We start from the raw sequence: 19,435 nt of genomic DNA, 5'->3' as shown, positions 1-19,435 counted from the left end.
TTTTATACGTTCTGTACTTGTTCCATCACGCGCAGCCAGTTGCCGCCCCATATCCTGCGGATGTCGTCCTCGTTGTAGCGTCGCCGCAACAGCCGGATGGTGAATTGTATCAGTTCGGAGCTGTCGGCCAAGCCGCGAATGCCGCCGTCGCCGTCGAAGTCGCTGCCGATTCCCACATGATCGACACCCATCACCCGGATGAAATGCTCCAGATGGGCCAGCACGTCGTGGATGGTGGCCTCGCCATTCTGCCGCAGAAAGCCGTGATACAGCGTGACATGGGCCACGCCTCCCTTCCGGGCAAGGGCCCGCAGCTGGTCGTCGGTCAGATTGCGGGGCACGTCGCACAACGCCTTTGCGTTGCTATGGCTGCAAACGATGGGCTTGTCGCTGATATCCAAGGCGTCATAAAAACTCTTTTCGCCGCCATGGCTCAGGTCGACCATCATGCCCAGGCGGTTCATTTCCCGTATCACCTGCTCGCCGAAGAGGCTCACGCCGCCATGCGTATGGCTGCCGCGGGCACTGTCGCAGATAGCGTTGTCGCCGTTGTGGCACAGCGTCATGTAGACGACGCCACGTCGCTTGAAGCGTTCGAGATTGTCCAGGTCATCCTCGATGGCCAACCCGTTCTCGATACCGAGCATGATACTCTTGCGTTGGTTGCGCTTGTTGTCATACAAATCCTGGGGCGTCCGTGCGATAGCTATAGCATGAGGATGGGCGTTGACAATCTCCTCTATCTTGTCGAAGATGAGATTCGTATAGGCGGCAGGGGTTGTTTCAAGCCGTCCCCCTTCGCCCTTTGTCATGTATTTCTGTGCCAGCAAAGGGTTGTGCGTGGCGATTCCTTGCAGGTCGAGCTTGGAGGAGAAGGTTTCGTCTGTCTGCGGTTGCGGCAAGTAGGCCACCATCGTGACGGCGTCCTGTCGTCCGTCGGCCATCTTGTGCAGGTCGTAGAGGATGCGGGGGTCGCGATGACCGAACTCAACGCCCTGCGGAAAGAACATCGGCGTGTCGCAATGTGTGTCGAGGGTCAGCACGCGACGGTGCAGATCCTTGGCCTCCGCAAAGTCCTTCGCCCTGCGAACGAGCCACGCAAACAGCTTGAGTCCGTCCTCTTCGAGCCACTCCGGGTGCCATTGCACGCCCATTATATCCTTGAATTCGCGGCTTTCCATGGCCTCGACAATGCCATCCGGGGCCTGTGCCGTCGCCTTGAAACGTTTCCCGCAGTCGGCGACGGCCTGGTGGTGGAAGGAGTTGACAAAGAGCCGGTCGGTCTGATAGAGTTCGGCCAGTATGCTGCCGGCTTCCAACGCGACCGTGTGCGTAGCCTCATTGCGTGCCGCATCCTGGCTATGCTTGATGCGATGGGGGACTTTCCCTTGTTCGGAATCGGTCGAATAAATATCTTGTGTCAGTTTTCCGCCCAACGCCAAGGCCAGCGTCTGCATGCCCCGGCAAATGCCCAGCATGGGAATCTGGCGGTTGTAGGCCAGCCCCACGGTCAGCAACTCGGCCAAATCACGTTCCTTATTGACATTGCCCAACGCACGCTCGGGCTGCTCGCCGCCCCACAAAGGATTGTAGTCGGCCCCTCCGGTGAAGATGAGACCGTCCAACCGGTCCAGCGTATTGATGACAACGGCCGTGTCGGCGACGGGAGGCAGCACCACGGGGACGCCGCCGGCAGCCACCACCTGCTTGTAGTAGCAGTCGCGCAGCGTAATGTCCATGTCACTGTAATTGGCGGTAAGGCCAATGATCGGACGACGATCGGCCTCTGGGTATGTCGCGTAAACGGAACTCAAATGCGACGCTAAATCGAATGTTTCCATAAAAAGGCCCACGAACGGAGGGCTGTCATAAAGCTTTATTTTTCTGCAATCAACACCGGAACCTCGCGTTTGATACTTTGTTCCAGCGAAATGAGGGTCTCGGTGCTCACCACGCCGGGGATTTCCTGCAACTGGCCGTTGAGCAGATTCATCAGCTGCTCATTGTCCTTGGCGTAGAGTTTCACGAGCATGGTGTAGGGGCCGGTCGTGAAATGACATTCCACCACTTCGGGAATCTGGTCCAGACGCTCCACCACATCCTTATACATGCTGCCCCGCTCCAGGTTCAACCCTACGTAAGTGCAGGTGGAATAGCCCAGACTCTTGGGATTGATGTGGAATCCGCTGCCCGTGACGATGCCCCCTTCCACGAGATGTTGCACCCGTTGGTGGATGGCCGCGCGCGACACGCCGCATTCCGCAGCCACGTCCTTGAAGGGGATACGTGCGTTCTTTGAGAGTATGCTTAGGATTTTCTTGTCCAGACTGTCGATCTTGTCCATGTATAAAAATGATTGATGATTTATGCGGAAGATGAAACCAACGAAGCAAAAATAGAGATTATAAATGATATAAACAACAAAATGCGCGAAAAACTTTCGTTTTCCACGCATTTTGTCAATTATCGAAGTGATGTTTATTTGCTTTTTTCTGCGGGCATCTCGATGGCCACCAGCTCCACCGTAAATATCAAGGTGGAGTATGGTTTGATCTGTCCGGCCGGACGATCGCCGTAAGCCAGGCCCTGTGGAATGTAGATTTCCCACTTGCTTCCGACTGGCATCATCGTCAAGGCTTCGGTCCATCCCTTGATCACCTCACCGCAACCGAAGGTCGTCGTCTGCGGATTGCGCTTGTAACTGCTGTCGAATTCGACGCCGTCGATGGTCTTTCCGGCATACTTCACGGTCACCCGGTCGGTCGCTTTCGGCGTCGGACCGTTGCCGGTCGTCACCACCTTGTACTGCAATCCGCTGGCAGTCGTCTTCACACCGGCCTTCGCGGCATTGTCCTTCAGCCATTGTTCGTTGCGCTTCTTGTAGGCGGCGGAGGCGGCTTCGGCGGCCGCTTCGATGGCCGAACGGAACATTTTGTCGGCCGAGTCCTTCTGCAACAGCGTGGGATTGCCCGCCGCGGCGGTCAGGAAAGCTTCGTCGAAGATGTGTGTATTCAAGTCGACGGAAGCCTCATGCAGGTCTTTCGACATCTTTTCCACCTGCGGAACGATCATCTGCGCGATGCGCAAGCCGGCCAAGTAGGCGTCGAACTCCTTGTCGCCCAGCTTGACACGGGCCTCGGCAAAGCCTCTGTTGAACGCCGCCATGTAGTTGGTGTCGACTTTGAGCTGCTGTTCCAGGAACGGACGGAGGCCGTTGGTCATCGTCATTCCAGCCGCATAGCTCAACGTGTCGGCCTTGGTCACGAGCTTCAAGGACTGCTCCTTCTTCGCCGGCTTCGCCTTCTTGTCGTCCTTGGCCAGCAGGACAAGCTGTCCGCAAGCCAGGAACAACGCAAGGAATAGTGCTATTTTCTTCATGTCAGCTCGGGTTGTTACTTCACCTCAAGCAACTCTATCTTGAAAATCAGCGTGGAATAAGGCTTGATCGGACCTGCTTCACGCTCGCCGTAAGCCAGATTCTGCGGGATGTAAACTTCCCAGACAGAGCCGGCAGGCATGTGCATCAGGGCTTCGGTGAAGCCCGGAATCACCTGGTTTACACGCATGGTGGCCGGCTGCTTGTTCTTGTAGGAACTGTCAAAGACCTTTCCGTCGATGGTTTTGCCTTCATAGTTCACCACAACGGTCGAGGTGTCTTTCGGCATGGAGCCGTTGCCCACCTTGACAACCTTGTACTGCAAGCCCGACTTCATCGTCTTCACGCCCGCCTTCTTGGCATTTTCCTTCAGGAACTTCTCGCCGGCAGTCTTGTTGCCACCGTACTGTTCCTCCATGCTCTTGGCCTTGATCTGCGTCATCTTGGTCTGCGCGATCTTCATGGCTTCCTCCATCGTCATCTTGACAGAGCCTTTTCCCGTGGTTCCCGCGGCGAAACCGGCGAGGAAGTTCTTCAGGGAAATGCTCTTGGTGGAGTCTCCTCCGAACACTTCCGTGTTGATTCCCTTGATCATTTGGTTGGAAATCTGCTGGCCGATCTGGATTCCGGCGTAGTAGGCGGCCTTTTTCTTGTCGTCACCGGCCGAAGCGCCAACATTCAATCCCTTGATGAACTCGTCCATATAGGTCGTGTCAATCTGCATACGACCTACGAGATATTCCTTCAGACCTTGAGTCTGTGAATAGCCCATGGCATAACTCATCGAGTCTACGTCGTTCTTGAGGTCAGCCTTGGGGGTGGAATTGCCGCACGAAGTGAACGCTCCGGCAGCGATAGCCATGACGGCTACGATTGCAAGTTTTTTCATTTGTCTGTATATATATAATAATGTATGCGTCATTTCACGGCGACGAGTTCCACGTCGAACACGAGTGCCGCGTAGGGAGGAATGCTCTGGCCTGCACCACGCTCGCCGTAAGCCAGGTTGTAGGGGATGAAGAAGCGATACTTGGCGCCCTCCTTCATCAGCTGAACGCCTTCCGTCCAACCGGCGATGACCTGGTTCAGGCCGAACGTTGCGGTCTGTCCGCGCTGGTAGGAGCTGTCGAAGACCTGCCCGTTGATGAGCGTTCCCTCATAGTGGCACTCCACCTGGTCGGTGGCCTTGGGCTGCTTGCCCGTCCCTTCCTTCAAGACCTGGTACTGCAAGCCGCTGGGCAACACGACGACACCGTCCTTCTTGGCATTCTCGGCCAGGAAGTTCTCGCCCTCGGCCTTGGCCGATTTCGCCTGCGCGTTCTGCTTTTCCTCGAAGAATTTATTGACGATGGTTTGCGCTTCGCCGTCAGACACCTTGAGTTCCGCGCCCGCGAGCACATCCTTGATGGCCTGCGCGAAGTCTTCCGCCACGATTTCCGCGGCACCCATCTGCGACAGCTGTCGGCCAATGCCAAGGCCTAAAGCGTAACTGAGTTTATCCATAAGAATTATTGCTTTGTTTTTGATTTAAAATCGGTTATCTAAAAAAATCATGTTTTAAAACGGTGCAAAGATAGTCGAAATCTTGTATTGCGCAAAATAAATTAATCTATTTTAGGCATAGCTGCTCTTGGAGTGTCACGGAAAAATCTTATTTTTGTCTACGTTAATACTTCCGATTATGCAAAAGCTTGTTTTCCTCACCGGAGCCGGCATGTCCGTGGAGAGTGGTTTCAAGACTTTCCGGGGCGCGGACGGCCTCTGGGAGAACTTCCCCGTCGAGCAAGTGGCTTCACACGAAGGCTGGGAAGCCGACCCGACGCTCGTCAACAACTTCTACAACACGCTGCGCCAAAAGCTCTATCGGGCCTTGCCCAACGAAGGCCATCGGCTCGTGGCCGCCCTGCAGGACCGCTTCGACGTGACGGTCGTCACGCAGAATGTGGACAACCTGCACGAGCGGGCCGGCTCGAAGCACGTCATCCATCTGCACGGAGAGCTTTCCAAGGTCTGCTCCAGCCGCGACCCCTACGACCCCAAGTACGTCGTCGACCTACCCGAAGCCGATTGCCAGGTGGCACCGGGCACCCTGGCGGCCGACGGTTCGCTGCTCCGCCCCTACATCGTGTTCTTCGGCGAGAGCGTACCCATGATTGAACCAGCCGCGCAAGCGGTGCAGAATGCCGACATCTTCGTCATCATCGGCACCTCGCTCAACGTCTATCCGGCCGCCGGACTCTTGCGATATACGCGCCCGGACGTCCCCGTCTATCTGATAGACCCCGAACCCGTGGCGACCAACGGCAGCCGGAACATCCACTTCATACGGCAGGGGGCCAGCCAAGGTATGCGCGAACTGACCGAAATCCTCCATCGACAGGCGGACTGACGGCCCTTCCTACAGGTCGTCTATCAACGCCGTGCTCTTGGCGTAGGCCGTGCTCTTGGCCTCGAAGAAGTCGGTCTTCACCATGTTCGCGTTGGAATACTGGCTCACCCACTTCATGTTTTCCGGTTCCTTGCGGTTGTCTTCATACAGGAAACCGAAGCCGAGACCCGACCAACGCAGGTTGCCCAGGTAGTGGATGTAGTCGGACACCATCTGCCGGTTGAGTCCCTGCACGTCGTCGCCTATGACATATTGTCCCCAGGCTATCTCCTGGCGCACGCCCTCGCGCATCATCTCCTCGTAGACCTTCACCTTTTCGGGCGTGAACATCTCGGGTTCCTCCTTCTTCAGCTCCAGGATGATGCTGCGGAAGAGCCACAGATGGGTGTTTTCGTCACGGTTGATGTAGCGTATTTCCTGCGCCGAACCCGACATCTTGCCGTTGCGGCTGAGGTTGTAGAAGAACATGAAGCCACTGTAGAAGTAGACGCCTTCGAGGATGAAGTTGGCGATGAGCGTCTTCATCAGGCTGAACTTATCGCGCCGTTCGTGGAACTCGTTGTAGCAGTCGCCGATGAACTGGTTGCGGCGGAGCAGGTGTTCGTCGGTCTTCCACTGATAGAGGATGTCGTTCCGCTCCTCGGGACTGCAGATGGTGTCGAGCATATAGCTGTAGCTTTGGCTGTGCACACACTCCTGGAAAGCCTGGATGTGCAGGCAGAGGTTCACCTCGTTGGCCGTGATATACTCGCTCACGGCGGGCAGGTTGTTGCTTTGCAGTGAGTCGAGGAAGACCAGGAAGCTCAATATCTTGTCGTAGGCCGTGCGTTCGGCCCTGTCCAGTCGCGGATAGTCCTTAAAATCCTGCGATAAGTTGATTTCTTCGGGAATCCAGAAGTTGTTCATTGCCTGCCGATACCAGTCGCTCACCCAGGCATACTTCATGTTGTTGAAGTCGTTCAGGTTGGTCGTGTTGCCACCAATCATCCTTCTCAAGCGCAGGTCTATGTCGCCCGACGGATTGAAAAGCGTATTCCTTTTCAGTTGATTTTCCATTGTTTTGTTTATTTGTTATTGTTAGGAGTTAAGGAGCCAAAGGGAGTTATCACTCGCTCTGCTCACCGGGGAGTCAAGATGTTAGTCTCTCTTGTTTGAGAGTTGCTTGTTAGGAGTTAAGGAGTCAAAGGGAGTTGTCACTCGCTCCGCTCACTGGGGAGTCAAGACGGAACTCCATACGCCCCAGCTACCGCATAGCGGTTGGTCCTTTTGAAGGGCAGCGTTGCGAGCACAGCGAGCTACCCTGCCTGACACGTGACAGAGACATCTAGGCCGAAGGCCTTGGTCTTTTTATCCCAAATCGATTCATTGGTACATGGTCATGGCATTGCACATGCTACCGCCCGTACTGTGCACTACTACATGGCGGCCGTTTGCACGGTTCACCATAACTCTTTTCAAAGACCGATTTGGAGTTTCACCCCTCTCCCGAACAGCTTCCTTCCACTCCCCTCTCAAGCGACTCCCTTGTCACGACGAGCAACTCTCGCACTCCTCCACCTCCAACGACTTGCTTCGCACGTAGTAGATGGTCTTCACGCCGCACCTCCAAGCCAGGAGATAGAGGTCGAGCACCTGCCTCATCGTAAAGTCGTTGGTGATATAGAGGTTCATGCTCTGCGCCTGGTCGATGTGGCGTTGGCGCACGCCCGACGCCCGCACGCTCCATTTCTGGTCGATCAGATAGGCGCCCTTGTACATCCAATATGTGGCGTCCGACAGTTCCGGAGCCACCCGCGGCAACATGCTGCCCTTCTTCTCTTCGAGGAAGAAGCGCTTCATGATGGGGTCCAGACCCGCCGTCGTGCCGGCGATGATGCTTGTGCTGCTCGTCGGCGCCACGGCCAGGAGATAGGCGTTGCGCATGCCCTGACGGGCAACCACGTCGCGCACGGCCTGCCACGCCGCGCCCGTATAGCCGCGCTTGTCGAAGTAGGCACCCGTCTGCCAGTCGCTGCCGTCGAAGAACGGGTAGCTGCCCTTCTCATTCGCCAGCTCCGAACTGGCCAGGATGGCGGCCCGGTTGATGGTTTCAAACACCTTGTCCACAAACGCCAGGTGTTCCTCGCTTTCCCATTTGATGTGACGTTTGGCCAGGGCATGGTGGTAGCCGCTGACCCCGAGGCCGATGGAACGGTAGCGTTGGTTGGTGATGCGGGCGTAGGGGACGGGGTAGAAGTTGAGCGTGATGACGTTGTCCAGCGCACGGACCACCGTGGCCACCTTCTCCTTCATCTGCTCCTCGTCCTCCAACGGCAGTCGGCCGAGCGACAGACTGGCCAGGTTGCAGACCACGAACTCGCCCGGACGGGTGGTCGTCACCACCACCGTATCGCCGTCCTTCGTCTCCACGGTCTTGGAAACACTCTCGATGGGAGCCATGTTTTGGGCGATTTCCGTGCAGAGATTGGAGCAATAGATCATGCCTTTGTGCCCGTTGGGGTTGGCCCGGTTCACCGTGTCGCGGTTGAAGGTAAACGGCGTTCCCGTCTCGACGGCCGAGCGAAGCACCAGCCTCACGATGTCCTTCACGCTGATGACACGGCGCGAAAGGCGTCGGTCGCGCACGCAGTCGAGGTATTTCCGCTCCCACTCCTCGCCGTAGCAATCCTCCAGGCAATAGCCTTTCAGGCGCATGATCTCATTCGGACAGAAGAGATACCAGTTCTGGTTGAGGTCTTCCGCGGCCATTCGCCAGAAGAGGTCGGGGTAGCACACGGCCGGAAAGATGTCGTGCGCCTTCATGCGGTCGTCGCCGTTGTTCGTGCGGAGCTGCAGAAACTCGGGCAAGTCCTTGTGCCACACGTCCAGATAGACGGCCACGGCACCCTGGCGCATGCCCAACTGGTCTACGGCCACGGCCGTGTCGTTCACCAGCCTCATCCATCTGACGACACCGCCGGCCACCCCTTTGAAGCCACGAATGCTGCCACCCGTGGCCCGCACCTTGCCGAAATACATGCCCATGCCACCCCCGAATTTGCTCACCTGCGAGAAGTTGTCCAGACTGCGGTAGATACCGTCCAGGCTGTCGGGCACGGTGTCGATGAAGCAACTCGACAGTTGGTGGTTGGGCTTGCGGGCGTTGGAGAGCGTCGGCGTCGCCATGGTCACCTCCAGGCGGCTCAACAGGTCGTAGATGCGCCCCACCCACATCAGCCGGCAGTCCTTTTTCTCGGGCATGGCCAGGTGGAGCGCGATACCGAGAAACATCTCCTGCACGCGTTCCAAGGCCTTGCCCGCGTAGGTCTTGATGACATATCGCTTCAGGAGCAAGTCGAGACCGGAATAGTTCAGCAGCTTGTCGCGCTCGGGGCGCATCAGCGTCGCAGCCTCGTTGATTTCATCTTCCGTGTAGTTGGCCAGGATATAGTCGCCGTAGAGACCCTCCGTCGTCATGTATTTCAGTTTGTCGTAGAAGCCGGCAATGCCCAATTCTTCCTCCAGCGCGCCCACCTTGCGTGCCGCATAATAAGAAAGTACGCGCGCGGAAATCATCTCCCAGGCCGGCGCCTCGGGCGTCGTCAGTTCCACGGCCGCCTTGATGAGCGCGTCGAAAGCCTCCTTGGCGGTCATGTCCGACTTGCAGAAACTCGCGAACTTCTCATGCAGCGCGACCATGCTGTAGGCCCGTTCTCGGTATTCGCGGGCCACTTCGTGCAACACTTCGCCCAGTCCGCTGTCGCCGACGGCGGCTGCCATCTCGTTGACGGCCTTGCGTTGCTCGTTCCGCTGGAAGCGAAAGAGGATGTAGTTCTTGGCCTCCTCGTAGTAGCCGTGGGCCATGAGGCGTTTCTCCACTTGGTTCTGGATGTCCTCCACCGTGCGCAGGGCCGGATTGTCGGTGACGAACTGCTCCACCTCGGCCACCATTTCGGCCATCTCCTTGTCGGAAACTGCCTTGCCCGTGCTGCCGAAACTCTTGCCGATGGCTACGGCAATCTTCCTGTTGTCGTAAGCTTCCGCCGCGCCATTGCGTTTTATTATCTTCATCGTATGTCAGCTATAAGTTTTCCATTTTATGACACTTCTCTATCTCTCACCTTGCGTCAGTTTTCATATAACACTCAAACAATCAGTCGTTTACATGAAAACAACTCGAAAGGGATTGGCAAAGTTAATAAAAATAAGCTGTAGAAAGTTATCCAAAACAGGTAATTTTCATCCATTTTGTGCTTTTTATGTTAAACGCAAAGTGGTCATTTAGGATTTAAAATACAAATCTTTAATTCCAAAGCGGTCAGTCGTTTGGGATTTGAAACGCAAGTCTTCATCCCAAATCGGTCAGTTCGTTGAGATGTGAAGCACAAGTCTTCATCCCAAATCGGTCAGTTCTTTGGGATTTGAAACGCAGGTCTTCATCCCAAATCGGTCAGTTCTTTGGGATTTGAAACGCAAGTCTTCATCCCAAAGCGACCATTGTATAATGGTCATGGCACGTGGCGGAGAGGAACTAGGCCGAAGACCTTGGTCTTTTTTACGTTTGTGGTGATTGTTGCCGTGCTTGGCGGGTGATTGTCCTGATTGCCATTAGCTTTTGAAGCATGTAGAGGTACGAGCGACAAGGGCGATATGATTGGCATGCGTCTTGATTTTAAACGAGCTTTCCCCCGCAAAGAGCCATGGTTCAAAGGGAAACAGACCAAGACCTTCGGCCTAGCTCCCTCACTTCCAAAGCTTAGGCAGGGTAGCTCGCTGCGTTCACAACCCTGTCCTACAAAAAGACCGACCGCTGCGCGGTAGTTGGCACAATACTCCATGACACGTTTGCATCCGCAGTACTCCATGACGCAGTTGCATCCGCAGCAGTCCATGGCCATCTTCCTATGGCCAAGTTGTTTTCATCGTTCTTTCGGAGTGATTTGCCTTTCGCTTTTCCATGCAATCGTTCTGTCCTATTTGCTGTTTCCATCCCTTCAATGTGTGCGTAAGGTCTTTTCTGTTTTTCTTCATCCAGGAAAACTTTACCACAAAGTCGGCCGTGGGGACGTGGAGGTCTCCAACGGTGACGAGAAGGGCGTTGCCATCAACCCTCTTTGCCACCCCTGTGACAACAAATCTTGATTTTGGGTGGCGCGTCGATGGACTCTGGAAGCACAGCAGCGACCTTTTTAGCTTGCAAAGGTCACCCCTCCGCAAGCGTTGAATGTGTGATTTTGATGGTGAAAAGGCCTATATGTATTTGTCGCCCTTTTTCAGTTGCACTTCGTTGACGTATTTCCTGACGAGCGACGAGGAGTCCTCCTTCTTGCAGATGAGCAGCACGTTGTCTTCCTCGGCGATGATGTAGCCGTCCAGTCCGTTGATGACGGCCAGCCGTCCTTCGGGCAGTTTGACGATGTTGTTGCGTGCGTCGTCCATGATGACGTCGGAGTTGATGACCACGTTGTCTTCGTCGCTGCGCTGCATGGCCTCGAATATGCTGTGCCACGTGCCCAGGTCGGCCCACCCGAAGTCGCATTTCATGACACATGCCTTGTCGGTCTTTTCCAACAGGCCGTGGTCGAGCGAGATGTTGGGGTAGGAGGGGAAGTGTTCCTGCACGAATGCGTTCTCTTCCTCAAAGCTGGCGTTGGGGTTGTCTTGGTCGAGCGTGCGCAAAACGACAGGCAGAAACTTGTACATGCACATGCCCATGCAGTGGATGTTGCTCAGGAAAAGCCCCGTGTTCCACAGAAATTCGTCGCTCTCCATGAAGATTTTGGCAAACTCCCGGTCGGGTTTCTCGGTGAACGACCTTACCTTGTAGACGTCGTCTCGGTCGATGTTGTCGCCCATTTGTATGTAGCCGTAGCCCGGTTCAGGGCGGGTGGGCTTCACGCCCAGTGTGAGCAGCATGTTGTTGCGCGTGACGAACGCCAGTCCGTCCATGATGTTCTGCCTGAACGATTCCTCGTTGAACACCGCCTGGTCGGAAGGGCTGACGATGATGTTGGCTTTCGGTTTTGTCTTCGCTATCCGGTGTGCGGCCCAGGCCACGCTCGGCGCCGTGTTGCGGTAGATAGGTTCGGCCATGATGTGGTCGGCCGCCACCTCCGGCAGCTGCTCCCTGACCAGCCCTTCGTAGGCCGCGTTCGTATTGATGAAGATGTTTTCTTTGGGAAGTATCTTGCAAAACCGGTCGAAAGTCTGCTGCAACTGCGTCCGCCCGGTGCCGAAAAAGTCGATGAATTGTTTGGGGCGCGTCTCCCTGCTGCATGGCCACAGCCTGCGTCCCTTGCCGCCTGCCAAGATGATACAGAAGTTGTTTTCAAGGGCCAATTCCATAAATAGGTTCTTAGGTTTCGTTGATATCTGCCACGAAAATATGCAATTATCCCGACACGTCAAAGCGATTAGTATTATTTATAGGACGTTTTCATGAATTGAGGAAAAAAAACAAAATAAAGTTTGCCGTTTCAGAATTTTCCTTTACCTTTGCACCCGTCTTCTTCAAGACGCCATGCGGCCCAGATGGCGGAATCGGTAGACGCGCTGGTCTCAAACACCAGTGGAGCAATCCATCCCGGTTCGATCCCGGGTCTGGGTACGAGGACGAAAGCTAAGTGATTGACTAATCAATACTTAGCTTTTTCTTTTGTTTGATTTTTCCCCACACGTGCAAAAAAGTAGCAGGAAGTCATTATTTCCTTTGGCCAAACATGGTAAATATACTACCTTTGAAAAGAAATAAAGCCTATTAAATAAAAAAACAATGGAGCATTGTGTTTGGCAAGAGATAGAACAGTTATACCAGAAGTTTCAGCAACTTGGTATCAGTGAATCGGTGGACTATGACAAGTACTACCTTTATTCTCTCATTACCCATTCCACAGCCATAGAAGGCTCCACATTGACCGAGCTTGATACACAGCTTCTCTTTGACGAGGGAGTGACAGCGAAAGGAAAACCGCTTGTACATCATCTGATGAATGAAGATTTAAAGCAAGCGTACGAATTTGCTAAAGCTGAATCTGACCGTCTTGTACCGATAACTCCTGCTTTTTTGAAAAGATTGAATGCAATGTTGATGCATACTACAGGCAGTACACACAGTGTGATGGGTGGCTCTTTCGATTCTTCAAAAGGGGATTTCCGTTTGTGTGGGGTTACGGCAGGTGTTGGCGGACATTCTTATATGAGCTATCTGAAAGTTCCTGCCAGGGTAGATGAACTTTGCGTCCTACTGCAAGCGAAGCAAAAGAACGTGGGAACATTTTGGGAACAGTATGAATTGAGTTTTAATGCCCACCTTAATTTAGCAACCATACATCCGTGGGTGGATGGCAACGGTAGAACGGCTCGATTGCTAATGAATTACATCCAATTTTGCCATCATCTTTTTCCCGCCAAGATATTCAAAGAGGATAGAGAGGAATATATTCTTTCCCTGCGCCAATGTCGGGACGAAGAAACCAATCAACCGTTCTTGTTGTTTATGGCAGGACAGTTGAAGAAATCGCTTTCTTTGGAGATTGAAAGGTTTAAAGATTCGCAAAAGAAAGGATTCAGTTTTATGTTTTAGAGGTATGGGTGCCTCTTTCTTTGTTGTAAATACTGAAAATCAGTAAATTTAAATAAACTCCCGACTTTACATTACTAACATTCGGATTCTCATTCTCATAATGACATTGAATCAGTGATTGGATTTCGTCCATAGAAAGTACATCTTTACGTAACACCTGGTCATCTACCTTGCACACAACTCTTTTGCAAGGGGAATCTTTCAACATCACTTCATGGCCGACTGTATAGCGTACAACTTTCTTGAAACGCTGATAGATACTCTTTGCTCCTTCACCAACACTTCTAAAAAGCAAGCAACTGACGAATGTGTTCCATTGTCTTTATGTCTTGCAAACAGCCTGTCTGAAAATGTGTTGAGGCCTTTCTGTCCTCATGTCTGGTATTAAAAATGGGTAAATAATTTCCCGTTTACAAAAGTTTGGGCTACTTTTGCATCTCAAACGACTAAAGATTAAGGTAAGCATGAGCTTAACTAAAATAGTAGGAAAACTGTTTTTGCCACGCCAGAAGGCCTTGGAACGCTATCAAGGAGAGGCTGTCGACATGCAGCGCGATGTGCTGCGCCGGCTCATGGAGCGGGGCGGTGCCTCGGAATACGGCCGCAATCACCTGCTGGGCAACACGTTGTCGTATGAGGATTTTGCGCGAAACGTGCCTGTCAACACCTACGAAGAGCTGAAGCAAGACATCGACCGCATGCGCCATGGCGAAGCCGACGTGCTGTGGCCGGGCACCGTGAGGTGGTTTGCCAAGTCGTCCGGCACCACCAACGACAAGAGCAAGTTCATCCCAGTGTCGCACGAAGGGCTGCACCACATCCATTATGCAGGCGGCTTCGACGTGGTGGCAGCCTATCTGCGCAACCATCCCGACAGCCGACTCTTCGACGGCAAGGGACTCATTTTGGGCGGAAGCCATTCTCCCAATTATAATATATCCAACTCACTGGTCGGCGACTTGAGCGCCATTCTGATAGAGAATGTCAACCCGTTGGTCAATCTGGTGCGCGTCCCCACGAAGCGGACGGCCCTGCTGAGCGACTTCGAGGTGAAGCGCGACCGCATCGCCGAGGAGTGCCTGAACAAGAACGTGACCAACGTCAGCGGCGTGCCGTCATGGATGTTGAGCGTGCTGGTGCGGGTGTTGGATCTTTCGGGCAAGCAGCACATCGAAGAAGTGTGGCCCAATCTGGAAGTGTTCTTCCACGGCGGCATAGCCTTCACGCCCTACCGACCACAGTATGAGAAAATCATCACGCGCCCGTCGATGCGTTACATGGAGACCTACAACGCCAGCGAAGGCTTCTTCGGCATTCAGGACGACCCCTCCGACGCGTCCATGCTGCTCATGACCGACTACGACGTGTTCTATGAATTCATCCCGATGGACGAGTTCGAGCGCGAGAAGCCGACGGTCGTTCCGCTGGAGGGCGTCGAAGTGGGCCGCAACTATGCCCTGGTCATCACCACGTCGTGCGGCTTGTGGCGCTATCTCATCGGCGACACCGTGCGTTTCACGAGCAAAGACCCCTATAAATTCATCATCACGGGCCGCACCAAGTACTTCATCAATGCCTTCGGAGAGGAACTCATCATGGAGAATGCCGAGCAAGGGCTGGCCTACGCCTGCCGGGAGACCGGCGCCGAGGTGAGCGAATACACGGCCGCGCCCGTGTTCATGGACAGCCATGGCAAGTGCAGGCACCAGTGGCTCATCGAGTTCTCGAAGGCCCCCGCCGACCTTCAGCGCTTCGGCGAACTGCTGGACAGGAAGCTCCAGGAGGTCAACAGTGACTACGAGGCCAAGCGTTTCCACGACATCACGCTCCAACCGCTGGAGATCGTCAAGGCCCGTGAAGGTCTCTTCAACGACTGGCTGAAGCTGAACGGCAAGCTGGGAGGCCAGCACAAGGTGCCCCGGCTGAGCAACAGCCGCAAGAATATGGAAGAACTCTTGCAACTCAACGAACAGGAACGTATATGAAGAAATTCCACTACATCGTTTTGCTCGCCCTGCTGACGCTCATGGGCTGTGCCCGCATGGGCAACCCCGACGGCGGTTGGTATGACGAGACGCCGCCGAGGGTGGTGGGCGCCACGCCGGCCGACCGCGCCATGAACGTGACGGTGAAGAAAGTGAAGATTGCTTTCGACGAGTTCATCAAGATAGAGAATGCCACGGAGAACGTCATCGTGTCGCCGCCGCAACTCGAAATGCCCGAAATCAAGGCGACGGGCAGGTTCATCGAGGTGAAACTGCTGGACTCGCTGAAGGCCAACACCACTTATACCATCGACTTCAGCGACGCCATTTCCGACAACAACGAGGGCAACCCGCTGGGCAACTACACCTACAGCTTCTCCACCGGCGACCATATCGACACGATGGAAGTGTCCGGCTACGTGGTCAATGCCGAAGACCTGGAACCCGTGAAGGGTATTCTCGTCGGACTGTATGCCAACCTGGCCGACAGCGCTTTCCACAAGTTGCCCATGCTGCGCGTGAGCCGTACCGACAGCCGAGGCCGTTTTGTCATCAAGGGAGTGGCCCCGGGGTCTTACCGCTGCTATGCCTTGCAGGACGCCGACGGCAATTACATGTTCAGCCAGAAGAGCGAAATGGTGGCTTTCAACCACGATGTCGTCGTGCCCAGTTCCAAACCCGACATCCGTCAGGACACGCTCTGGACCGACTCGCTGCACATCCATTCGATCGACAGGGTGCCCTACACCCGCTTTCTGCCCGACGACATCACGCTCCGGGCCTTCAACGCCATTGTGACCGACCGCTTCCTGGTGAAGAGCGAGCGCCCCGAAGCCAATCATTTCAGTATCTTTTTCAGCTATGGCAACGACCGGCTGCCCGTCATCAAGGGGCTTAACTTCGACGAGCGCGACGCCTTCGTCATGGAATCGTCGGCCCGGAAGGACACGCTGACCTACTGGCTGCGCGACACGGCACTGGTGAATCAGGACACGTTGCGGCTACAGATGTCCTATCTCATGACCGACAGCATGGGCCGGCTCGTGGAACAGGTCGACACGCTCGAACTCCTGTCAAAGCAACCCTACGCCCGAAGGCTGAAAGCGGCCCAAAAGGAATTTGAGAAATGGCAGAAAGGAGAGGAGAAAAAGAAGAAGCGCGGGGAGCCTTACGACAGCGTCATGCCGCCCAAGCCACTGGCGTTGACGATGGATGTGCCGTCGCAGTTGGATCCCGACCGCAACTTGTCGTTCCGTTCCGACGTGCCTTTGGCGCGCGTCGATACGGCTTTGATACACCTCTACGCCAAGCACGACTCGCTGTGGTACCGCGCCCATTACGAACTCGTGCGCCCATTGCTGCAAGGCGACAGCCTGACACGGGCCGACTCGCTGCAATATGCCCGCGCGTTGGTGATGCGGGCGGAGTGGCGCCCCGACATAGAATACAGTCTGGAGCTCGACAGCCTGGCCTTCACCGACATGTATGGTGCCGTTTCCAAACCCTACAAGACGGGCTTCAAGGTGAACGGCAACGACAAGTACGGCACGCTTCTGATGACCGTTGCGGGCCTGCCGGGCAAGCATTTGCTGGTGCAGCTGCTTGACGGCTCGGGCAAAGTGGTGAAGACGACGCCGACGGACGACGGCCAGGCGGAGTTCTTCTATCTGCGGGAAGGCGAGTATTACATGCGTCTGATTGTGGACGAGAACCGCAACGGACGTTGGGACACGGGCGACTTCGACGAAGACCGCCAGCCCGAAGAGGTCTATTACCATCCCGACAAGTTCAATGTCAAGGCCAAATGGGACATCACCGAGACGTGGAACCCTACGGCCAAAAGGCTGTATGAGCAGAAACCGGGCAAACTGGTGAAGCAGAAGACCGACCGACGGCAGCGAATCGCTAACCGAAACGCCCGTCGGGCCGCCCAGATGGGTATAGAATATGTCAAGAAGAATATGTAGACGTCAGGATGACGGCATGAAAAAAAGATGAAAATGAAACAAACGCGTAGACTTATATTGGCCTTGTTGCTGCTGGCCGCGTTGCCGGCGGCAGCCCAGTGCACGTTCCGCAACACAGCGTTCAACTCCGGTGAATTTCTTTCCTACAACCTATATTACAACTGGAAGTTCGTGTGGGTGAAGGCGGGAACGGCTTCCATCTCCACCGTCCAGAGCCAGTATGGCGGCAAACCGGCTTTCCGGACCAGCCTGACGACCCGCGGCAACAGCAGGGTGGACGAACTGTTTGTGCTGCGCGACACGCTGCTGTGCTACAATTCACTGGACCTGGCCCCGCTCTACTACCGCAAGGGGGCCCTCGAAGGCAGCCGCTACACCGTGGACGAAATCTTCTACAGCTATCCCAACGGCAACTGCCACGTGCGCCAGCACCGCCAGCACCGCGATGGAACGCACTCCTGGGAGAAGCACACGTACAATGATTGCATCTACGACATGATGAGTATCTTCCTGCGGGCCCGCTCCTTCAACCCCGAAGGGTGGAAGCGGGGCAACGTGGTCAACTTCCCGATTGCCGACGGCAACGGGCGTACGCCCGCAAGGCTGGTCTACAACGGCAAGAAGACAATCAAAGCCGACAACGGCGTCAAGTATCGCACGCTGCATCTGTCCTATATGGAACTGGATGACGGCAACTATAAGCGCATTGTCGACTTCTACGTGACGGACGACGACAACCATGTGCCCGTCCGTTTGGACATGTTTCTGAAATTCGGTTCTGCCAAAGCGTTTCTTGTTGGCATGAAAGGATTGCGCAATCCGGTGACGAGTAGGGAATAGAAGGCTGCTCCCTACGCGTCAATCCCTGCACTGTTTATTCGTCATGATGTTCAAAACCATGTCGTCGGTGGAGCACATGGCCTCCTTGCCGATACTCGTCAGGTTTTGAATGGAGCGGTCTACGTCTTCGTCGATGATACCCTCGGCCGCCGTCACGTGCTTTCCTTCCATGGAAAGAAGGGCGGAGAGGAGAGCCGTGCTGACGCCCGATGAAATCTTCAGGGCACAGCTGGGCTTGGCACCGTCGCAAATCATGCCGGTGAGGTTGGCTATCATGTTCTTCACGGCATGGCAGACACGCGTGTAGTCGCCGCCCATCAGATAGGTGATACCGCAGCTGCTGCCGATACTGGCCACCACACAACCGCAGAGCGCGGACAGTTTGCCGAGACTCTGCTTGATGTAGATGGCCGTCAGATGGCTGAGTGTGAGCGCCCGGACGAGTTCTTCCTCCGTGTTTTCGTTCTCCGTCGCATACACCGCCACGGGGTTTGTGGCGCATATTCCCTGGTTTCCGGAGCCGCTGTTGCTCATCACCGGAATCATGGCGCCGCCCATGCGGGCGTCGCAGGCCGACGCCGTCTTGGCGATGATGTGCGAGAATATGCTGTTGCCGAATATTCCGTGGCTGAGGGGGCGTTCCATCGTTTTGCCCAAGCAGTGGCCGTAGTTGCCCTTCATGCTTTCTTCGGCAGCTTTCAGGTTGTATTCTTTCGTTTGCAGGATGAAGCGCAGGTCGTTCACCGGTGTGGTGAGCGCGAAGTCCCATACGGTCTTCATGTCGAGCTTGGTCTCGGCCTCACGCTCTGTGCCGCCTGTGCTTTTGCGCTTGTCGAGCAGCACTTTCCCGTCGCGTTCCTCATACACGAAGCTCGTGTGTCCACAGGCGATGACGGCCGTCGAGCGTGCTTCGGCCGCCTCGCAGGTCACTTCCACATAGAGCTTTTCTGTGATATTCTCCTTCAGTTTGATATCGATGCGGTTGTCGGCGATATAGCTTTTGCCCTCCTCCAAGGCTTCGGGCGTGAGGTCTTTGATGACCTCCAGCTGGTATTCCGACTTGCCGATGAGCGCGCCCAGGGCGACGGCGATGGGCAGCCCGATCATTCCCGTGCCTGGAATGCCCACGCCCATGGCGTTCTTGAGTATATTGGCGCTCAGCAAAACGGTGATTTTCTCGGGGCGGCAGCCCAGGTTTTCGCGTGCTCTGGCGGTGCAGAGGGCCACCGCCATAGGCTCTGTGCAGCCTACGGCGGGCACGACCTCCCTCTTGATGAGGGCGAGAATGCTTTCTTTCGTCGTTGAATCAATCATGGC

14 protein-coding genes, 1 tRNA gene and 1 pseudogene are annotated in these 19,435 nt (G+C 55.1%); 6 read left to right on the top strand and 10 right to left on the bottom strand.

Going from position 1 to position 19,435, the window contains the following annotated elements; translation table 11 throughout:
* Positions 1-2: 2 nt before the first annotated feature.
* The 5 genes from K334_RS0102805 to K334_RS0102785 form a co-directional block, all read right to left on the bottom strand.
* Positions 3-1,841: a membrane dipeptidase gene (locus tag K334_RS0102805; RefSeq protein ID WP_025881623.1), complete on the bottom strand. Its 1,839-nt coding sequence runs from the start codon at positions 1,839-1,841 to the stop codon at positions 3-5.
* A 35-nt stretch (positions 1,842-1,876) separates the two neighbouring features.
* Positions 1,877-2,344 carry an Lrp/AsnC family transcriptional regulator gene (locus K334_RS0102800; protein WP_025881624.1) on the bottom strand — a complete coding sequence of 156 codons (468 nt, stop codon included), beginning with the start codon at positions 2,342-2,344 and terminating at the stop codon, positions 1,877-1,879.
* 134 nt (positions 2,345-2,478) lie between these two features.
* On the bottom strand, positions 2,479-3,378 hold the full coding sequence (locus K334_RS0102795) for a BamJ family beta-barrel-assembly machinery protein (protein WP_027444476.1): 900 nt from the start codon (positions 3,376-3,378) through the stop codon (positions 2,479-2,481).
* 14 nt (positions 3,379-3,392) lie between these two features.
* Positions 3,393-4,265 carry a BamJ family beta-barrel-assembly machinery protein gene (locus K334_RS0102790; RefSeq protein WP_027444475.1) on the bottom strand — a complete coding sequence of 291 codons (873 nt, stop codon included), beginning with the start codon at positions 4,263-4,265 and terminating at the stop codon, positions 3,393-3,395.
* 29 nt (positions 4,266-4,294) lie between these two features.
* On the bottom strand, positions 4,295-4,879 hold the full coding sequence (locus K334_RS0102785; RefSeq protein WP_025881628.1) for a BamJ family beta-barrel-assembly machinery protein: 585 nt from the start codon (positions 4,877-4,879) through the stop codon (positions 4,295-4,297).
* Positions 4,880-5,057: 178 nt separating this feature from the next.
* Here K334_RS0102785 and K334_RS0102780 point away from each other — a divergent pair, with 178 nt between their 5' ends.
* The gene (locus K334_RS0102780) at positions 5,058-5,765 is read left to right on the top strand and encodes an SIR2 family NAD-dependent protein deacylase (protein ID WP_025881629.1); all 708 of its coding nucleotides are present in this window, start codon (positions 5,058-5,060) and stop codon (positions 5,763-5,765) included.
* Between the two features lie 9 nt (positions 5,766-5,774).
* Here the strand turns inward: K334_RS0102780 and K334_RS0102775 are convergent, their stop codons facing one another.
* The 3 genes from K334_RS0102775 to K334_RS0102760 form a co-directional block, all read right to left on the bottom strand.
* A complete protein-coding gene (locus K334_RS0102775) occupies positions 5,775-6,821 on the bottom strand; it encodes a ribonucleotide-diphosphate reductase subunit beta (RefSeq protein WP_025881630.1) in 1,047 nt (348 codons plus the stop codon).
* A gap of 471 nt (positions 6,822-7,292) precedes the next feature.
* Positions 7,293-9,815, bottom strand: a complete 2,523-nt coding sequence (locus K334_RS0102770) for a ribonucleoside-diphosphate reductase subunit alpha (RefSeq protein ID WP_027444474.1) — start codon at positions 9,813-9,815, stop codon at positions 7,293-7,295.
* Positions 9,816-10,994: 1,179 nt separating this feature from the next.
* Positions 10,995-12,089 carry a mannose-1-phosphate guanylyltransferase gene (locus K334_RS0102760; RefSeq protein WP_025881634.1) on the bottom strand — a complete coding sequence of 365 codons (1,095 nt, stop codon included), beginning with the start codon at positions 12,087-12,089 and terminating at the stop codon, positions 10,995-10,997.
* 180 nt (positions 12,090-12,269) lie between these two features.
* Here K334_RS0102760 and K334_RS0102755 point away from each other — a divergent pair.
* Together K334_RS0102755 and K334_RS0102750 are read left to right on the top strand one after the other, a co-directional pair.
* A tRNA-Leu gene (locus tag K334_RS0102755) sits at positions 12,270-12,351 on the top strand.
* 165 nt (positions 12,352-12,516) lie between these two features.
* Positions 12,517-13,326 carry a Fic family protein gene (locus tag K334_RS0102750; RefSeq protein WP_025881635.1) on the top strand — a complete coding sequence of 270 codons (810 nt, stop codon included), beginning with the start codon at positions 12,517-12,519 and terminating at the stop codon, positions 13,324-13,326.
* Between the two features lie 76 nt (positions 13,327-13,402).
* Here K334_RS0102750 and K334_RS14355 read toward each other — a convergent pair.
* Positions 13,403-13,633, bottom strand: a pseudogene (locus K334_RS14355) (site-specific integrase); the annotation flags it as partial.
* A gap of 157 nt (positions 13,634-13,790) precedes the next feature.
* On the opposite strand from K334_RS14355, the gene K334_RS0102745 reads away from it, so the two are divergent.
* From K334_RS0102745 to K334_RS0102735, 3 genes are read left to right on the top strand one after another with little or no spacing between them, the layout of a single operon-like run.
* Positions 13,791-15,311 (top strand): GH3 auxin-responsive promoter family protein, encoded by a 1,521-nt coding sequence (locus K334_RS0102745; RefSeq protein WP_025881636.1) that lies wholly within the window; start codon positions 13,791-13,793, stop codon positions 15,309-15,311.
* Entirely contained in the window at positions 15,308-17,278 is a 1,971-nt protein-coding gene (locus K334_RS13380) for an Ig-like domain-containing domain (protein WP_025881637.1), read from the top strand. Before K334_RS0102745 ends, K334_RS13380 begins: the two co-directional genes overlap by 4 nt.
* Positions 17,279-17,311: 33 nt before the next feature.
* Positions 17,312-18,118 carry a DUF3108 domain-containing protein gene (locus tag K334_RS0102735; RefSeq protein ID WP_025881638.1) on the top strand — a complete coding sequence of 269 codons (807 nt, stop codon included), beginning with the start codon at positions 17,312-17,314 and terminating at the stop codon, positions 18,116-18,118.
* A gap of 18 nt (positions 18,119-18,136) precedes the next feature.
* Here K334_RS0102735 and K334_RS0102730 read toward each other — a convergent pair whose 3' ends face one another.
* On the bottom strand, positions 18,137-19,432 hold the full coding sequence (locus tag K334_RS0102730; RefSeq protein ID WP_027444473.1) for an L-cysteine desulfidase family protein: 1,296 nt from the start codon (positions 19,430-19,432) through the stop codon (positions 18,137-18,139).
* Between the last annotated feature and the right edge of the window lie 3 nt (positions 19,433-19,435).

The sequence above is a fragment of the Segatella baroniae DSM 16972 = JCM 13447 genome (assembly GCF_000426585.1).
GTDB classification, from domain to species: Bacteria; Bacteroidota; Bacteroidia; order Bacteroidales; family Bacteroidaceae; genus Prevotella; species Prevotella baroniae.
Note: the sequence above shows the minus strand (reverse complement) of the source record. Positions and strands in the feature narration are given on the sequence as shown.